This is a genomic window from Microbacterium sp. NPDC078428, from assembly GCF_044542535.1.
Taxonomy (GTDB): Bacteria; Actinomycetota; Actinomycetes; order Actinomycetales; family Microbacteriaceae; genus Microbacterium; species Microbacterium limosum.
On the sequence record NZ_JBITUP010000004.1, the window covers coordinates 264,013 to 279,779 of the forward strand.

Here is a 15,767-nt window from a genome sequence, read left to right on the forward strand (position 1 = left end):
ACGAAAGGAAACAACCCGTGGACGCAACTACGGTTCTCGCCCAGCTCACCGGTTCGGTGGCGACCGTCGGCTACGGCCTCGCCGCGATCGGCCCCGCCATCGGCGTGGGCATCGTCGTCGGCAAGACGATCGAGGGCGTCGCCCGTCAGCCCGAGCTGGCCGGCCGCCTCCAGGTCCTGATGTTCATCGGTATCGCCTTCACCGAGGCGCTGGCGTTCATCGGCATCGCCACCGGCTTCATCTTCGGCTTCTGATCCCGCTCTCACGACGTAAGGAGACAGGATGCTGAGCGCTCTTGTCACACTCGCCGCGGAAGAGGGCGAGGCTGCGCCGAACCCCCTGCTGCCGGCGGCGTACGACATCATCTGGTCGGCGGTGTGCTTCGTCGTCATCCTCGTGGTGTTCTGGCGCGTCGTCCTGCCGCGCATGAAGGCGCTGCTCGATGAGCGCGGTGCCGCCATCGAGGGCAACATCGCGAAGGCCGACGAGGCTCAGCGCAAGGCGGAAGCCGCCCTCGAGGAGTACACGGCGCAGCTCGCCGCCGCCCGTAAGGAGGCCGGTGAGATCCGCGAGATCGCTCGCGAGGACGGCAAGAAGATCGTCGCCGAGGCCAAGGAGGCCGCGTCGGTCGAGGCGGCACGCCTGACGGCCGCGGCGCACGCGCAGATCGAGGCGGAGCGTCAGACCGCTCTCGTGTCGCTCCGCTCCGAGGTGGGCACCCTGGCGCTCGACCTGGCCGGCAACGTCATCGGCGAGACGCTTTCCGACGACGCCAAGGCGCAGTCGGTCGTCGACCGCTTCCTCGCCGACCTCGAGGCCTCCGAGCAGGCCTCGGCCGGGAAGGCGCAGTAATGGGAAGCGCGACCACTCAGGCCCTGGAGGTCAGCAACCGCGGGCTCGCGAGCACCGAGGGGATCGACCTGCAGGTCGCGAGCGAGCTGTTCGCCATCGCGCGCGTCGTGGGCGGATCGTCCCACCTGAGCGGCGCGCTTGCCGACCCGGCCGCGCCGGCGGCCGCGCGGGCGAGGGTCGTCGACGACGTCTTCGGCTCGCTCTCGCCGGCGGCGGTCTCCCTCGTGAAGACCGCGGTGGAGCAGCGCTGGTCCAGCGCGGCGGATCTCGTCGACGGGATCGAGGAGCTCGCGGTCCGCAGCGCCTCCATCGCGGCGCCGAGCACCGACCTCGAGGGTGAGCTGTTCGCGTTCACCCGCACCATCGCCGCGAACCCGCAGCTCGAGCTCGCGCTCGGCAGCCGCCTGGGCTCGTCGGACGCGAAGGGCGCGCTGGTCGACACCCTCCTGGGCGGCCGCGCCGGGGCCGCGACCGCACTCGTGGTCTCCTCGCTCGTGCAGCAGCCGGGTGAGCGCCGCGTGCGCCAGCTGCTGAGCCGGGCGCTTCGCATCGTCTCCGACCAGCGCAACCGCACGGTGGCGACGGTCGTGTCGGCTTCGCCGCTCTCGCGTTCGCAGGCGGGGCGTCTGGCGTCGCTCCTGTCGGCGAAGTACGGCCGTGAGGTGTCCCTCAACACCGTGGTGGACCCCGCCGTGATCGGTGGGATCCGTGTGCAGATCGCCGACGACGTCATCGACGCGTCGGTGGCCTCGCGCCTCGCCGAGCTGCGCCACCGCCTGGCCGGCTGACCCCTAGATTTCCCGCGACTTCGGGAGCGGAAGCTTGGAGCCGCAAGGCTTCACAACACGAAGGAAGACAATGGCAGAACTATCGATCAGCCCCGACGTCATCCGTGACGCGCTGAAGGACTTCGTCGCGGCGTACGAGCCGACCGGCGCGGCAGCGACCGAGGTCGGCACCGTCGTCGACGCGGCCGACGGGATCGCCCACGTCGAGGGTCTGCCCGGCGTCATGGCGAACGAGCTCGTCACCTTCGCGGACGGCACGCAGGGCCTCGCCCAGAACCTCGACGAGCACGAGATCGGCGTCGTCGTCCTCGGCGAGTTCTCGGGCATCGAGGCGGGGCAGGAAGTCACCCGCACCGGCGAGGTGCTCTCGGTGGGTGTCGGCGACGGCTATCTCGGCCGCGTCGTCGACCCGCTCGGCAACCCGATCGACGGTCTCGGCACCATCGAGCTCGAGGGGCGTCGTGCCCTCGAGCTGCAGGCGCCCGGCGTCATGCAGCGCAAGAGCGTGCACGAGCCGATGCAGACCGGCATCAAGGCCATCGACGCGATGATCCCGGTCGGCCGCGGTCAGCGGCAGCTGATCATCGGCGACCGCCAGACCGGCAAGACCGCGATCGCGATCGACACGATCATCAACCAGAAGGACAACTGGGCGTCGGGCGACCCCGAGAAGCAGGTGCGCTGCATCTACGTCGCCATCGGCCAGAAGGGCTCGACGATCGCCTCCGTGAAGGGTGCGCTCGAGGACGCCGGCGCGATGGAGTACACGACGATCGTCGCCGCTCCGGCATCCGACCCCGCGGGCTTCAAGTACCTCGCCCCCTACACCGGTTCGGCCATCGGCCAGCACTGGATGTACGGCGGCAAGCACGTCCTGATCATCTTCGACGACCTGTCGAAGCAGGCCGAGGCCTACCGTGCCGTGTCGCTGCTGCTGCGCCGCCCGCCGGGCCGCGAGGCGTACCCCGGTGACGTCTTCTACCTGCACTCCCGTCTGCTGGAGCGCTGCGCGAAGCTCTCCGACGAACTGGGCGCCGGGTCGATGACGGGTCTGCCCATCATCGAGACCAAGGCGAACGACGTCTCGGCGTACATCCCGACCAACGTCATCTCGATCACGGACGGACAGATCTTCCTGCAGTCCGACCTCTTCAACGCCAACCAGCGCCCCGCGGTCGACGTGGGCATCTCCGTCTCCCGAGTCGGCGGCGACGCACAGGTCAAGTCGATCAAGAAGGTCTCGGGAACGCTCAAGCTGGAGCTTGCCCAGTACCGCTCGCTCGAGGCGTTCGCGATGTTCGCGAGCGACCTGGATGCGGCCTCGCGTCGTCAGCTCGCCCGCGGTGCGCGCCTGACCGAGCTGCTCAAGCAGCCGCAGTACTCGCCGTACCCCGTCGAAGAGCAGGTCGTCTCGATCTGGGCCGGCACCAACGGCAAGCTCGACGACGTCGCCGTCGAGGACGTGCTGCGCTTCGAACGCGAGCTGCTCGACCACCTGCGTCGCCACACGCAGATCCTCGACACCCTGCGCACGACCAACGTCCTGGACGATGACACCGTCGCCGAGCTCGAGAAGCAGGTGGATGCCTTCGCGTTGGAGTTCCAGGCGGGCGAGGGACAGAGCCTGGTCGCTCCCGGCAGGGAGGACGTGCACGCCGCCGACGCGGAAGACGTCAACCAGGAGCGCATCGTCAAGGGCCGCCGGGGCTGAGGAGAGACGCGACAGCGAAACCATGGGCGCACAACTGCGGGTCTACAAGCAGAAGATCTCTTCTGCTCAGACGACCAAGAAGATCACCAAGGCGATGGAGCTCATCGCGGCATCCCGCATCCAGAAGGCGATGGGGCGCGTGCGCGCGTCCTCTCCCTTCGCGCGCGCCGTGACGAACGCCGTGTCTGCGGTGGCGACCCACTCGAACGTCGACCACCCCCTCACCCGCGAGCCGGAGGTCATCCGTCGCTCGGCCGTCGTGATCTTCACGTCGGACCGGGGCCTGGCGGGCGCGTTCAACTCGCAGATCCTGCGCGAGGGGCTCGAGCTCGCGGAGCTGCTGCGCTCGGAGGGCCGCGAGGTCGTCTACTACCTGGTGGGCCGCAAGGCCGTCGGGTACTTCCAGTTCCGGAAGATCGCCAGCGCGGCGCAGTGGACCGGCGACACCGACACGCCTCAGTTCAGCACGGCGGAGGAGATCTCCGATGAGCTGCTCGCGGCGTTCCGGCGCGGGGGAGCGGGTGACGGGGTGGATGAGATCCACCTCGTCTACAACCGCTTCGTGAGCATGATGACCCAGTCGCCGGAGACGCTGCGTCTCCTGCCGCTCGAGATCGTCGAGGCGGATGCCGCGGCGACCGACAGCGCCGTCTATCCGCTCTACGAGTTCGAGCCGGAAGCCGAGACGGTGCTCGACGCGCTGCTGCCGGTGTACGTGCAGAGCCGCGTGTTCAACGCGCTCCTGCAGTCCTCCGCGGCCAAGCACGCCGCCACCCAGAAGGCGATGAAGTCGGCTTCGGACAACGCCGACAAGCTCATCACCGACTACACCCGCCTGCGCAACAACGCGCGTCAGGCCGAGATCACTCAGCAGATCGCCGAGATCGTCGGCGGCGCCGACGCTCTGGCGTCGGCCAAGTAGCCCACACGAAAGAGAAGAAGACCATGACCCCCACCGCCACCGCCGAAGCGACGGAGACCGCGGTCGTCGGGCGCGTCGCGCGCGTCACCGGTCCCGTCGTCGACATCGAGTTCCCGCACGACGCGATCCCCGAGATCTACAACGCGCTCAAGACGACGATCACGATCGGCGAGGAGTCCAGCGAGCTGACCCTCGAGGTCGCGCAGCACCTGGGCGACGACCTCGTCCGTGCGATCGCCCTGAAGCCCACCGACGGCCTCGTTCGCGGCCAGGAGGTCCGCGACACGGGCGGTCCCATCACGGTCCCGGTCGGCGACGTCACCAAGGGCAAGGTCTTCAACGTCATCGGCGAGGTGCTCAACGCCGCTCCCGGTGAGACCGTCGAGGTCACCGAGCGCTGGGGCATCCACCGCAAGGCGCCCAACTTCGACCAGCTCGAGTCGAAGACGCAGATGTTCGAGACCGGTATCAAGGTCATCGACCTGCTCACCCCGTACGTGCAGGGTGGGAAGATCGGCCTCTTCGGTGGTGCCGGCGTCGGCAAGACCGTGCTCATCCAGGAGATGATCCAGCGCGTCGCGCAGGACCACGGCGGTGTGTCGGTGTTCGCCGGTGTCGGCGAGCGCACCCGTGAGGGCAACGACCTCATCCACGAGATGGAGGAGGCGGGCGTCTTCGACAAGACCGCCCTCGTGTTCGGCCAGATGGACGAGCCGCCGGGAACGCGTCTGCGCGTCGCCCTGTCGGCCCTGACGATGGCGGAGTACTTCCGCGACGTGCAGAAGCAGGACGTCCTGCTCTTCATCGACAACATCTTCCGCTTCACGCAGGCCGGCTCCGAGGTCTCGACGCTTCTCGGTCGCATGCCCTCCGCCGTGGGCTACCAGCCGAACCTCGCCGACGAGATGGGTGTGCTCCAGGAGCGCATCACTTCGACGCGCGGTCACTCGATCACCTCCCTCCAGGCGATCTACGTCCCCGCCGACGACTACACCGACCCGGCGCCGGCCACGACATTCGCGCACCTCGACGCGACGACGGAGCTCTCGCGAGAGATCGCCTCCAAGGGCCTCTACCCGGCCGTCGACCCGCTGACGTCGACCAGCCGCATCCTCGACCCGCGCTACATCGGCGAGGACCACTACCGCGTGGCGACCTCGGTGAAGCAGATCCTGCAGAAGAACAAGGAACTGCAGGAGATCATCGCGATCCTCGGTGTCGACGAGCTCTCCGAAGAGGACAAGGTCGTCGTGTCGCGTGCGCGGCGCATCCAGCAGTTCCTCTCGCAGAACACCTACATGGCGAAGAAGTTCACCGGCGTCGAGGGCTCGACGGTTCCGATCAAGGAGACCATCGAGTCGTTCGACGCGATCGTCAAGGGCGACTTCGACCACGTCGCCGAGCAGGCGTTCTTCAACGTCGGCGGCATCTCCGACGTCGAGGCCCGCTGGGCGCAGATCCAGAAGGAGAACGGCTGATCATGCCGCTGAAGGTCAGCCTGGTCTCGGCCGATGCCGAGGTCTGGACCGGAGACGCGTCCCTCGTGATCGCGAAGACCGTCGAGGGCGAGATCGGATTCATGCCCGGCCACGAGCCCGTGCTGGCGATCCTGGCTGAAGGCCAGGTTCGCATCACGACCTCCGACGGGTCGAAGATCCTCGCCAACGCGCAGGACGGCTTCCTCTCGATGGAGGCCGACACCTTGACGATCGTCGCAGGGAACGCCGCACTCGTCGCCTGACGAAGACCACCTCGAACGCCGGCGGACCAACGGGTCCGCCGGCGTTCGACGTGAGGGGAGACACCGTGCTCATACTCCTGCCGCCGTCGGAGACGAAGCGTGTCGGAGGCGAAGGGCCCGCCCTGGCGCTGGATGGGCTGGCGCTGCCGAGCCTGCACGCCGTGCGTGAGGACGTCGTCGCCGCGCTGGTCGCCCTTTCGGCGCGACCGGATGACGCGGCGCGGGTCCTCAAGCTCGGGCCGCGGCAGCGCGATCAAATCGCCGTGAACGCGGGGCTGCGCTCGGCGGCGACGATGCCCGCGATGGACCGGTACACGGGCGTGCTGTTCGACGCCCTCGACCCCGGCACGCTCGGCGACGCCGAACGCGCCTGGCTCGGGCGGCACGCGCTCATCCACACGGCGCCCTTCGGACCCGTCGGCGTCCTGGACGGCATCCCCTCATACCGACTCGCCGCGGGCGCATCCCTTCCGGGCGTGCCGCCGCTTCGTCGTGCCTGGGCGCCTGCCGTGACGGAGGCGTTGGCCGGGGTCGATGCGCCGTTCGTCCTGGACCTGCGGTCGGAGGCCTATGTCGCGCTGGGGCCGGTTCCCCCGGCGGCCGCGTCGGCATACATCCGGGTGGTGTCGGACGACGGATCCGGTACGGGGGCGCGGGCGCTCAACCACTTCAACAAGCGTGCCAAGGGCGAGCTGGTGCGAGCGCTTGCGAGGGACGCGCCCGTGATCGCTTCGGGGGAGGATCTGCTGGCGTGGGGCGCGGCGGCGCGGGTGGATCTCCGACGCACGCCCGACCCGCGGGTGTGGCATCTCGTCGTGTGACACACCGGGCTGGGCGTTTCCTGCGAAGAAGCCGTGTGTATCGCTAGCATTGTGGCGCGGGAGACGCCCGCGTCCCGCGTGGCCACTGTGGCCGGCGGGGCTGACGTGAAGGGAAACTTCACCGTGGCCGAGACCTACAACGACGGTGGGGCGGGAGCCGCCATCGCCTTCCTGCTCATCGTTCTGCCGATCCTGCTGATCCTGATCTTCGCCGGGTACATCATCGGGTCGTTCCTGCTGATGAAGATCTTCGAGAAGGCCGGCGTGCAGGGCAAGTGGCGCGCATGGGTGCCCGTCTACAACTCGATGATCCTCGCCAAACTGGGCGACGTATCGCCGTGGGTCATGCTCGGCGCCATCGTCGCCGCCAGCGTGCTCGGTCAGGTGCCGATCATCGGCTGGCTGCTCTCGCTCGTCGCCCTCGCCGTCGCCGTCATGGTCGGATGGCGCGTGGGCCTCAAGCTCGGACACGAGTGGTACCTGCTGCTGCTCTGGCTCATCCCGGGACTCGGCACGCTCATCTGGCTCGCGATCCTCGCGTTCGGTCAGTCGCGCTGGAACTCCGCGGTGGCCCCGGCCCCGTGGGCGGGCAACTCTTTCCTCGCCGACAGAACCGTCTGGGAGGGCGTCCCCGCCCAGGCCTCCGCCGGCGGCGTCTCGGCGCCGCCCGCCTCGCCCGGGTACGCCGCCGACGCATCCGCACCGACGTCCGCGCCCTCCGCGGCCGCGTATCCGCCGCCCGCGGCGCCCCAGCCGCCCGCCGCCCCGCCCGCGCCTCCGGCGGGCACGACGGATGCCGGGGCTTCCGACGATCCCAACAGCCCCCGCGTCTGACGGGAGCGCATCGAACCGGTGCGCTCGTCACGGCCGGCGCCTCCTCCAGGAGGTGCCGGCCGTCGTCGTCCGGCGGGAAGCTCGGTAGCGTGGAGGCATGACCGATATGCCCCAGCGCCGCGTCGGCGCATCCGGACTTCTCGTCAGCGCGATCGGCCTCGGCTGCAACAACTTCGGGCGCGCGGGGACCCACAGCGAGACGCTCGAGGGCACGCGCGACGTGCTGGATGCCGCACTGGATGCCGGGGTCACCTTCCTGGACACCGCCGACGTCTACGGCAAGGAGCCCGGGCTCTCGGAGACACTGATGGGGGCCGCGCTGCAAGGGCGGCGCGACCGCTTCGTCGTGGCCACGAAGTTCGGGCACTCGCAGATCCCCGGGGGAGTGTCCAGCACGGCATCCAAAGGGTCGCGCGCCTACGTGCGTGCCGCGGTCGAAGCCTCGCTCCGCCGCCTGCGCACCGACTGGATCGATCTCTACCAGCTGCACACGCCCGACCCCGAGACGCCCATCGAGGAGACCCTCGACGCCCTCACCGAGCTCGTCCGGGAGGGGAAGGTGCGCTACATCGGGCACTCCAACCTGTCCGGGTGGCAGTTGGCGCAGGCGGACGCCGTCGCGCGCGCCCGCGGTGCGGAGCGCTTCATCTCCGCCCAGAACCAGTACAGTCTGCTCGCCCGGGCGGCCGAGCGCGAGGTGATTCCGGCGGCGAGTGCCTCGGGAGTCGGTTTCCTCCCGTTCTTCCCGCTCCACAACGGCCTCCTCACCGGCAAGTTCGCCCGCGAGGGCGGACCCGAGGACAGCCGCATCATGCGCCAGCGCCCCCACGTGTGGCGCGCCGCGCCGTGGGACGCGCTGGAGGCGTACGCGCGATTCTGCGACGAACGCGGCATCACGATGCTCCAGGCGACGTTCGGGTGGCTCCTCGCGCAGCCCGCTCTCGCGAGCGTCATCGCGGGCGCGACGACGCCGAATCAGATCCGCCAGAACGCCGCCGCGGCATCCTGGACGCCCACGGCGGACGACCTGGACGCGATCGACGGCATACTGCCGCTGCCCGCCGACCCCGCGGCCGGCTGACCAGCGTTCGCTCTGAGCGAACGCACGTCCGGACCGGGAGGGACGCCTCCCGCTCCCCCGGGGCAGGGGTGTGCGGTCCGACTAGAATGGGAGGGCCCGTCGCCGGTGTTGCCGACGGCGCACGCAGACGCCCACGAGAGGGACGAACGGTTTGTCCGATACCGACACCGACACCGCAGCATCCGCCGACCGGCGAACGCTGCCCCTGAGCGGGGGCGGCGAACTGACGCTGTCGTGGGCCGCCGTGACGCACCGCGGAGTGAGGCGAGACCAGAACCAGGACGCCGTGCTCGCCGATTTCCCCCTGTTCATCGTCGCCGACGGGATGGGTGGGCACCTCGGGGGCGAGATCGCCAGCGCGAGCACGATCGACCGGCTGGGAGCCGTCGTGCGGGACGGCAAGGTGTCGGTGAAGACCATCGAGCGGGCGCTGGCGAAGGCGGTCAAGGACATCCTCTCCCACCCCCAGGCCACCGACGACGGCACGGGGACCACCGTGACCGGCGTGTTCCTCGATCAGAGCGGGGCCGAGCCCACCTGGGTCACGCTCAACATCGGCGACTCCCGTGTCTACCTGCTGCGCGACGACTCGCTCGTGCAGGTCACGACGGACCACTCGGTGGTGCAGGAGCTCGTCGCGGCGGGACGCCTGAGCCCCGAAGAGGCGGAGAACCATCCGTACGGGAACGTCATCACACGGGCCGTCGGGCCGAGCGAGAGCGTGCAGCCCGATTACGTACGTCTCGACGTCGTCGACGGCGACCGCTTCGTCATCTGCTCGGACGGCCTGACGAAGGAGCTCACCGACTACGGCATCCGGCACTTCCTCGCCGAGAACCGCGATCCCAAGGCCGCCGTCGAGGCGATGCTCGCGGCGGCTCTGGACAACGGCGGGCGCGACAACATCACGGTCATCGTCCTCAATGTCGAGCGCACGGGCCACCGCGCCGGCGACGCCGAAGCCGACACCGACACCGCCGCGCGTCGCGGCCCGCGCGACGACGGCTCCTCCACAGAGCCGATTCCCGCCCGTTGACCCCGCCTTCGCGCCACGACCGCATTCCCGCGGCGCGGGGCGGGATGTACTGGCGGGATGCTGAGCGATGACGTCTTCGCCCTTCCCGTCGCGCCGCCGTCACCGCGTCGGCCCGCCGTGCCGGTCCTGGCCTCCCTGGCCCCGGTGCTCGGCGGCGTTGCCCTGTGGCTGATCACGGGATCGATGTTCGCGCTGTGGTTCGCCGTTCTCGGGCCCGTGATCGCCCTGGGCGGGCTGCTCGATTCGCTGCGTGCACGCCGCCGTGAGCGGCGACGCCACGAGAGGGAGTACGCCCTCGCCCTGCAATCGCTGCGCGAGCGGCTGGACGCCTCCCTCGACCGTCGTCGCACGGCGCTCGAGGCGCGCCATCCCGACGTGGCGGGGTTCGCGAGCGCGCCCGACGAGGTCTGGCGACCGGTGCCCGAACGCGCCGCCACCGTGATCGTGGGACGCGGCGACCGCGAGAGCGGGATCGCGGTGGGCGGCGACCCGGCGGGTCGGGATGCCGCGGCCCGGCTGCGCGCGGACGCGAACGTGCTGCGCCGCGCGCCCGTCACCGTGCCGTGGCGCGACGGCCTCGCGGTGCGCGGGCCCGGGCCGTTGGCGGAAGCGGTCGCGCGGGCGCTGCTGATCCAGCTCTGCCTCATCCACCCGCCCAGGGCACTGCGGATCGTGGGAACGACGCCCGAGGGATGGGGGTGGGTGGATCGACTGCCGCACCGTGGCGATGACACGGAGGGCGACGGCGGAGCGCTTCGCCTGTGTCTGGGCGCGCCCCGCGAGCGCGCCGAGGATTCGGGCGATGTCGTCCTCGCCTGGCATGACGAGGCCGGTGCACTCGACCCCCGATGCGCCGCGCTGATCGAGGCGGGCTCACCCCTGCGCGCCGAGCTGCGGATCGGAACGGTGACGGCGGCGCTCGAACCCGAGGCGCTGGGCTCGGCACAGGCCGCGGCCATCGCCTCATCGCTGGCTGCTCGTGCGCGCGCCCTCCACCCGAGCAGCCCGGAGGCCGTCGCTGATGTGAGGGACTTGTGGCGTGCCGACGGCGTCGGGGTACCCGGTCGCCTGGTCGTGGCGCTCGGCATGGGAAGGACGCCGGTGCTCGTCGATCTCGTGGGCGACGGTCCGCACGCGGTCGTCGCGGGGGTGACGGGGGCGGGCAAGTCCGAGCTGTTGACGACCTGGATCACGAGCCTGTGCCGCGCCTACACGACGACCGAGGTGACCTTCCTCCTCGCCGATTTCAAGGGCGGAGTCTCCTTCGACGCCCTTTCGGCACTTCCGCACGTCACCGGGGTGATCACCGACCTCGACGGCGATGGAGCGGATCGCGCCATCTCGAGCCTTCGCGCGGAGATGCGGCGGCGCGAGCGCATCCTGGCGGGCGCGGGCGTCCGCCACATCGCCGAAGCGGGCCTGCTCCTGCCGCGGCTGGTCGTGGTCGTCGACGAGTTCGCCGCCCTCGTGTCCGACCTGCCCGACCTGCAGCGGGTCTTCACGGACATCGCCGCGAGGGGGCGCGCCCTCGGCATCCACCTCATCCTCGGAACGCAGCGCGTCACCGGCGTCGTTCGAGAGGGCATCCTGGCGAACGCCCCCTTGCGCATCGCGCTGCGCGCGGCCGACGACGCCGACAGCCGCACCCTGCTCGGCACCCCCGCGGCGGCCCGTCTCCCGGGCGGTGAGGCAGCGCGGGGGCGCGCACTGATCCGCCGCGCCGCCGACTCCTCGCCGGTGGTCGCGCAGATACCCCGGACCGCCGCCGAGGACCTCGCGACGGTGGTCGCGGAGGTGGCACATCAGGAGCGTCCCCGCGCGTCCTGGCTGCCGCCCCTGCCCTCCCTCATCCGGGCGGGCGAGCTGCCGGCGCAGGGCGAGGACACGATCCCGCTCGGGATCGCCGACGATCCCGCGGCGCAGTCCCGGCTCGGGGTCGGACTCCGGATGGGCGAACGCGGCCTCGTCGTCGTCGGCGGTGCCGGAAGCGGCAAGAGCGCCATCCTCCGCCTCGTCGCCTCCCACGGCCGCGAGGCGACGATCCTGACACAGGCGGGCGAGGCCGCGTGGGACGCCGTCGCGCGCGGGGCGACAGACCCTCCGCGGCTCCTCCTCGTCGACGACGTGGACCGGCTGCTCGCCGGCTTCGGGCACGACTACGCCGCGGAGCTGACGGATCGACTCGAGGCGCTCATCCGCATGGGGGGCACCGCGGGGCCGACCGTCGTGCTGACGACGCGTCGCGTGTCCGGGGCGGTGGGCCGCCTCGTGGAGGGCCTGCCGCGCAGGGCGGTGCTCGGCTTCCCCTCGCGCGCCGAGCACGTCGCCGCCGGCGGCGACGGCCGGTCCTTCGCGGTACGAGGCCCGGGTCGCGGCATGCTCGATGGGCTCGAGACGCAGTTCGGGTGGACCGAGCACGATCCGGGTGAGCCGGAGGCTTCCCCGGAGCCGCCCGCCTGGCTCCCCGCTCGGCACACCGCCGTGATCGCCCGCGATCCGCACGGCGTGCGGGCGCGGCTGCGGGAGGCATGGGCCGGCACGGGGGTCCCCGTCCTCCTGCGCGCGGATGCCGCGGCATCCGGCGACGCCGCGCCCGAGGATCCGCCCCGTGTCGTGGTGGGGGAGCCGGCGCACTGGCAGGCGCACTGGCGCGACCTGCAGCGGGCGATCGCGGAGGGGCAGGTCGTCGTCGACGCGAGCTGTCCCGACGCGCTGCGGACGCTGCTCGGCGAGCGGGATCTGCCGCCCTGGGCGCAGCCGAGAGCGGGGCGCGCGTGGCTCTGGCGCGCCGGTCGCGGGGCACGACGAGTACTGCTGACGCCGGCGAAGCGCTGATGCTTGCGCGACGATGCGGCGTCGGCCAGGGTGAGGTCTTGAGCGCAGCGATTCGCCAGGAAGAGGCTCGCGCGGGCGGTGGAAAGGGCCTCGCCGCAGGCACCCCTACCTCTGGTCCCTCATCGGCGACGGGTCGCTGAGAAGGGTAGGGGCTGGTTCACCACAGAGCCGTTCTCCGAACCCGAGGTCTTCGACTTCCCCGAGGGAATCGGCCCGGTCGAGTGCGTCAACGTCGAGCACGAGGAGGTCCTGCTCATGCCGCGGTGGACGCGGGCGGAGCGGGCGACCTTCAAGTACGGGCTCGGTCGCGAGTTCATCACCGTTCTGCAGGTGTTGCACACGATCGGACTCGACCGCACGGAGCCCGTGACGGTGAAGGGCGTATCGGTATCGCCCCGCGACGTCGTCGCCGCCTGCCTCCCCGATCCCGCCACCCTGGGGGACCGGATGACGGGGAAGACGTGCGCCGGGGTCTGGGTGCGGGGGCGGGGGACCGACGGTCGTCCCCGGTCGTCCTACCTCTACCACGTCGCCGACAATGCCGAGACGATGCGCGAGTACGGGTCGCAGGCGGTGGTCTGGCAGACCGCCATCAACCCCGTCGTCGCACTGGAACTGCTCGCCGGCGGGCGCTGGGAGGGCGTCGGCGTGCTCGGCCCCGAGGCCTTCGACGCGAAGCCGTACCTCGATCTGCTCGCGGCGCCCGCGCCGGAGGGCTACGGGTCGCCGTGGGGGATCCGGGAGATGCCCGTCGACTGATCGGCCGCGCTCGACCGGAGGTTCCGGGGCGACACCCCGCCGGGGCTCAGCCCAGGGCGGGCGAGGGTCGGATCGCGCCGACCACGGCCCCTCCGCCGTACACGGCGAGATCGAGGTGGGCGAGGGCATCCGACTCGGCCTCCTCCGGCAGGGCGCCCGCGATCCGGAGGAGCCGGAGAGCGACGGCCGTCGCGGCGCGCTGGCTTCCGTCGAGCACCTTGAGCGCGACCGTCGTGCCGTCCGAGGCGACCATCACCTGCACACCCTCGGCGCCGAGCTTGGAGAACAGGCCGAGGCGCTCGCCGACGACGGTGTCCGGCCATCCCGGCCCGGCGATCGTCCACGGGTGCGACCTGACCGCTTCCCGGACAGCGGCTGCGTGGCGATGAAGGGCGAACGGGGAGCGTTCGGCCGCGGTCCCCACGCGCTGCACACCGCGTGCGAGCGCGGTGAGCGACATCGCATGCACGGGGGCGCCGCAGCCGTCGGTCACGCTCGCGCGCACCTTCTCGCCGGTGAGACGCTCGACGACGTCGCGCAGATGGACCTGAAGCGGGTGATCGACGTCCAGGTACCCGTCGGTCGCCCACCCCGACGCGACGCACGCCGCGAGCATGCCGGCGTGCTTGCCGGAGCAGTTGTGGCGCACGGCGGCTTTCGCCTCGAGGTCGCGCACCATGCGCTCGCGGGTCGCGGGGTCGCCCGCGAGCGTGGCCGGACAGGCGAGGGCATCCTCGGTCAGGCCGGCTGCGCCGAGGATGTCGCGCACCACCTCGATGTGCCGATCCGTGCCGGAGTGGCTGGCCGTCGACAGACCGAGCTGCTCGCCCTGGAGCGGTGCGCCGGCCGTGAGGATGCCGACCGCCTGCAGGGGCTTGAGGCTGGAGCGGGGCAGGACCGCGGCATCCGGCGATCCGTGCGACGCACGCACCGACCCGTCCGGTCCGAGGACCACGGCGCTGCCGCTGTGCCGGGACTCGATGAAGCCGCCCCGCTCGAGCGTGGCGAGCTCGACGGCATCCGTGGAGGAGAAGGTCTGCAGCACCGACACAGCCTACCGGCGGCCGGGCGCGCGCCCCGCCCGGCGGCCGGGTCGATGCGAGACTGCTGACATGCGCGGAGAGCACACCTACGAGGTCACGGCGACGTGGACGGGGGATCTCGGCTCGGGGACGAGCGGATATCGCGACTACGTCCGGGCGGTGACGCTGGAGATCGAGGGCAAGCCCGCAATCCATGCCTCCGCCGACCGCCCGTTCCGTGGCGATCCGGCGAAGTGGAACCCGGAGGACCTTCTGCTCGCGGCTCTGGCCGAGTGCCACCTGCTGAGCTATCTGCACGCCTGCGTGAGCGAGGGCGTGGTCGTGACACGCTACTCCGACACGGCCGTCGCAACGATGAGGCTCGATGGCCGTGGGGGAGGCGCGTTCACGGAGGCGGTGCTGCGGCCCCGGGTCGTGGTCGCCGAGCCGGCGATGGTGGATGCCGCGATGCGCGCCCATGCGCAGGCGAACGCGTGGTGCTTCATCGCGAACTCCGTGGCCTTCCCCGTGCGCCACGAGGCCGAGGTGACGGCGGAGTAGGACGCCGCGTCAGCGGCGTTCGTGGGGCAGGACCTGCTTGATGCGCTCGACGGCGCCGTGGGCGGGCGCCTCGTTGTATTCGCCCGCGAGCTCCTGACCCGACAGGGCGTGGATGGCCGCCATGATCTCGTCGGTCGCCGCTCGGCGGGCCCGACCCGACGTCGCGGCGCCGTGGGCGCTCACATCGATCGGGTCTCCGAAACGCACGGTGATGCGCTTTCCGCGCACGGGCATCTTGGCGCCGACCGGCATCACCTCGTCGGTGCCGACGAGGCCGACGGGCACGACGGGAGCGCCGGTCTGGAGGGCGAGGAAGGCCGCCCCCGTCCGCCCCTTGTAGAGACGTCCGTCGAGCGAGCGGGTTCCCTCGGGGTAGAGGGCCACGGCCTTGCCCTCATCGAGCAGGAGACGCTGCTGATCGAGGGCGTCGAGGGCGGCCTGGCCCGCCCCTCGCCGCACCGGGATGGCGCCGATCGAGGTGAAGAACTCCCGCGTGACCCAGCCGGAGAGCCCCCGACCCTCGAAATAGGACGCCTTCGCGAGGAAGTGGACGGGCCGTGGAGCGGCGACGGGGATGGCGATGGAGTCGATGAACGACAGGTGGTTGCTCGCGAAGATGACCGGTCCGCGGCGCGGCACGCGCTCGCGGCCTTCGACGATCGGCCGGTACACCACTCTCGCGAGGGGTGCGATGAAGAACCGCCCGACGGCGTAGGTCCAGGTCATCCGGTGGGCCGGGTCGGTCGCGGCTTCCGTCTCCTCTGCGCGGGCGGGTGCCGGCTCATCCTTCGCAGTGGTCACCCA

15 protein-coding genes and 1 pseudogene are annotated in these 15,767 nt (G+C 71.2%); 14 read left to right on the plus strand and 2 right to left on the minus strand.

All coding sequences use genetic code 11. The annotated features are described in order from the left end of the window. The first annotated feature begins 17 nt into the window (after positions 1-17). From atpE to ACIGCK_RS09770, 13 genes and pseudogenes are all read left to right on the plus strand, one after another. Positions 18-254: a F0F1 ATP synthase subunit C gene (gene atpE / locus ACIGCK_RS09710; RefSeq protein WP_319034552.1), complete on the plus strand. Its 237-nt coding sequence runs from the start codon at positions 18-20 to the stop codon at positions 252-254. Positions 255-282: 28 nt separating this feature from the next. Beyond that, positions 283-852, plus strand: coding sequence for a F0F1 ATP synthase subunit B (locus tag ACIGCK_RS09715; protein WP_396665685.1), 570 nt, complete (start codon positions 283-285; stop codon positions 850-852). After that, on the plus strand, positions 852-1,640 hold the full coding sequence (locus tag ACIGCK_RS09720; RefSeq protein ID WP_396665687.1) for a F0F1 ATP synthase subunit delta: 789 nt from the start codon (positions 852-854) through the stop codon (positions 1,638-1,640). Before ACIGCK_RS09715 ends, ACIGCK_RS09720 begins: the two co-directional genes overlap by 1 nt. A 70-nt stretch (positions 1,641-1,710) precedes the next feature. Then, a complete protein-coding gene (atpA, locus tag ACIGCK_RS09725; protein WP_396665689.1) occupies positions 1,711-3,351 on the plus strand; it encodes a F0F1 ATP synthase subunit alpha in 1,641 nt (546 codons plus the stop codon). Between the two features lie 22 nt (positions 3,352-3,373). Then, positions 3,374-4,273, plus strand: coding sequence for a F0F1 ATP synthase subunit gamma (locus tag ACIGCK_RS09730; protein WP_396665691.1), 900 nt, complete (start codon positions 3,374-3,376; stop codon positions 4,271-4,273). A gap of 23 nt (positions 4,274-4,296) precedes the next feature. Continuing rightward, positions 4,297-5,751: a F0F1 ATP synthase subunit beta gene (gene atpD / locus ACIGCK_RS09735; RefSeq protein WP_330169838.1), complete on the plus strand. Its 1,455-nt coding sequence runs from the start codon at positions 4,297-4,299 to the stop codon at positions 5,749-5,751. A 2-nt stretch (positions 5,752-5,753) separates the two neighbouring features. Then, positions 5,754-6,014 carry a F0F1 ATP synthase subunit epsilon gene (locus ACIGCK_RS09740; RefSeq protein ID WP_396665693.1) on the plus strand — a complete coding sequence of 87 codons (261 nt, stop codon included), beginning with the start codon at positions 5,754-5,756 and terminating at the stop codon, positions 6,012-6,014. Between the two features lie 65 nt (positions 6,015-6,079). Next, positions 6,080-6,835 (plus strand): YaaA family protein, encoded by a 756-nt coding sequence (locus tag ACIGCK_RS09745; protein ID WP_396665695.1) that lies wholly within the window; start codon positions 6,080-6,082, stop codon positions 6,833-6,835. Between the two features lie 105 nt (positions 6,836-6,940). Next, positions 6,941-7,669 (plus strand): large exoprotein, encoded by a 729-nt coding sequence (locus tag ACIGCK_RS09750; RefSeq protein WP_396665697.1) that lies wholly within the window; start codon positions 6,941-6,943, stop codon positions 7,667-7,669. Positions 7,670-7,766: 97 nt separating this feature from the next. Beyond that, positions 7,767-8,750, plus strand: coding sequence for an aldo/keto reductase (locus tag ACIGCK_RS09755; RefSeq protein WP_396665699.1), 984 nt, complete (start codon positions 7,767-7,769; stop codon positions 8,748-8,750). A gap of 151 nt (positions 8,751-8,901) precedes the next feature. Further along, positions 8,902-9,786, plus strand: coding sequence for a PP2C family protein-serine/threonine phosphatase (locus tag ACIGCK_RS09760; protein ID WP_396665701.1), 885 nt, complete (start codon positions 8,902-8,904; stop codon positions 9,784-9,786). A 57-nt stretch (positions 9,787-9,843) separates the two neighbouring features. Beyond that, positions 9,844-12,621, plus strand: coding sequence for an FtsK/SpoIIIE domain-containing protein (locus tag ACIGCK_RS09765; RefSeq protein ID WP_396665703.1), 2,778 nt, complete (start codon positions 9,844-9,846; stop codon positions 12,619-12,621). Between the two features lie 132 nt (positions 12,622-12,753). Beyond that, a pseudogene (locus tag ACIGCK_RS09770) lies at positions 12,754-13,380 on the plus strand (saccharopine dehydrogenase family protein); the annotation flags it as partial. A 46-nt stretch (positions 13,381-13,426) separates the two neighbouring features. On the opposite strand, the gene ACIGCK_RS09775 reads toward ACIGCK_RS09770, so the two are convergent. Continuing rightward, complete coding sequence (locus ACIGCK_RS09775) at positions 13,427-14,425, minus strand: asparaginase (RefSeq protein ID WP_396665705.1); 999 nt, start codon at positions 14,423-14,425, stop codon at positions 13,427-13,429. Between the two features lie 67 nt (positions 14,426-14,492). Between ACIGCK_RS09775 and ACIGCK_RS09780 the strand changes: the two genes are divergently transcribed. Next, on the plus strand, positions 14,493-14,963 hold the full coding sequence (locus tag ACIGCK_RS09780) for an OsmC family protein (RefSeq protein WP_396665706.1): 471 nt from the start codon (positions 14,493-14,495) through the stop codon (positions 14,961-14,963). 9 nt (positions 14,964-14,972) lie between these two features. Here the strand turns inward: ACIGCK_RS09780 and ACIGCK_RS09785 are convergent, their stop codons facing one another. Further along, the gene (locus tag ACIGCK_RS09785) at positions 14,973-15,689 is read right to left on the minus strand and encodes a lysophospholipid acyltransferase family protein (protein WP_330172023.1); all 717 of its coding nucleotides are present in this window, start codon (positions 15,687-15,689) and stop codon (positions 14,973-14,975) included. Positions 15,690-15,767 lie beyond the last annotated feature (78 nt).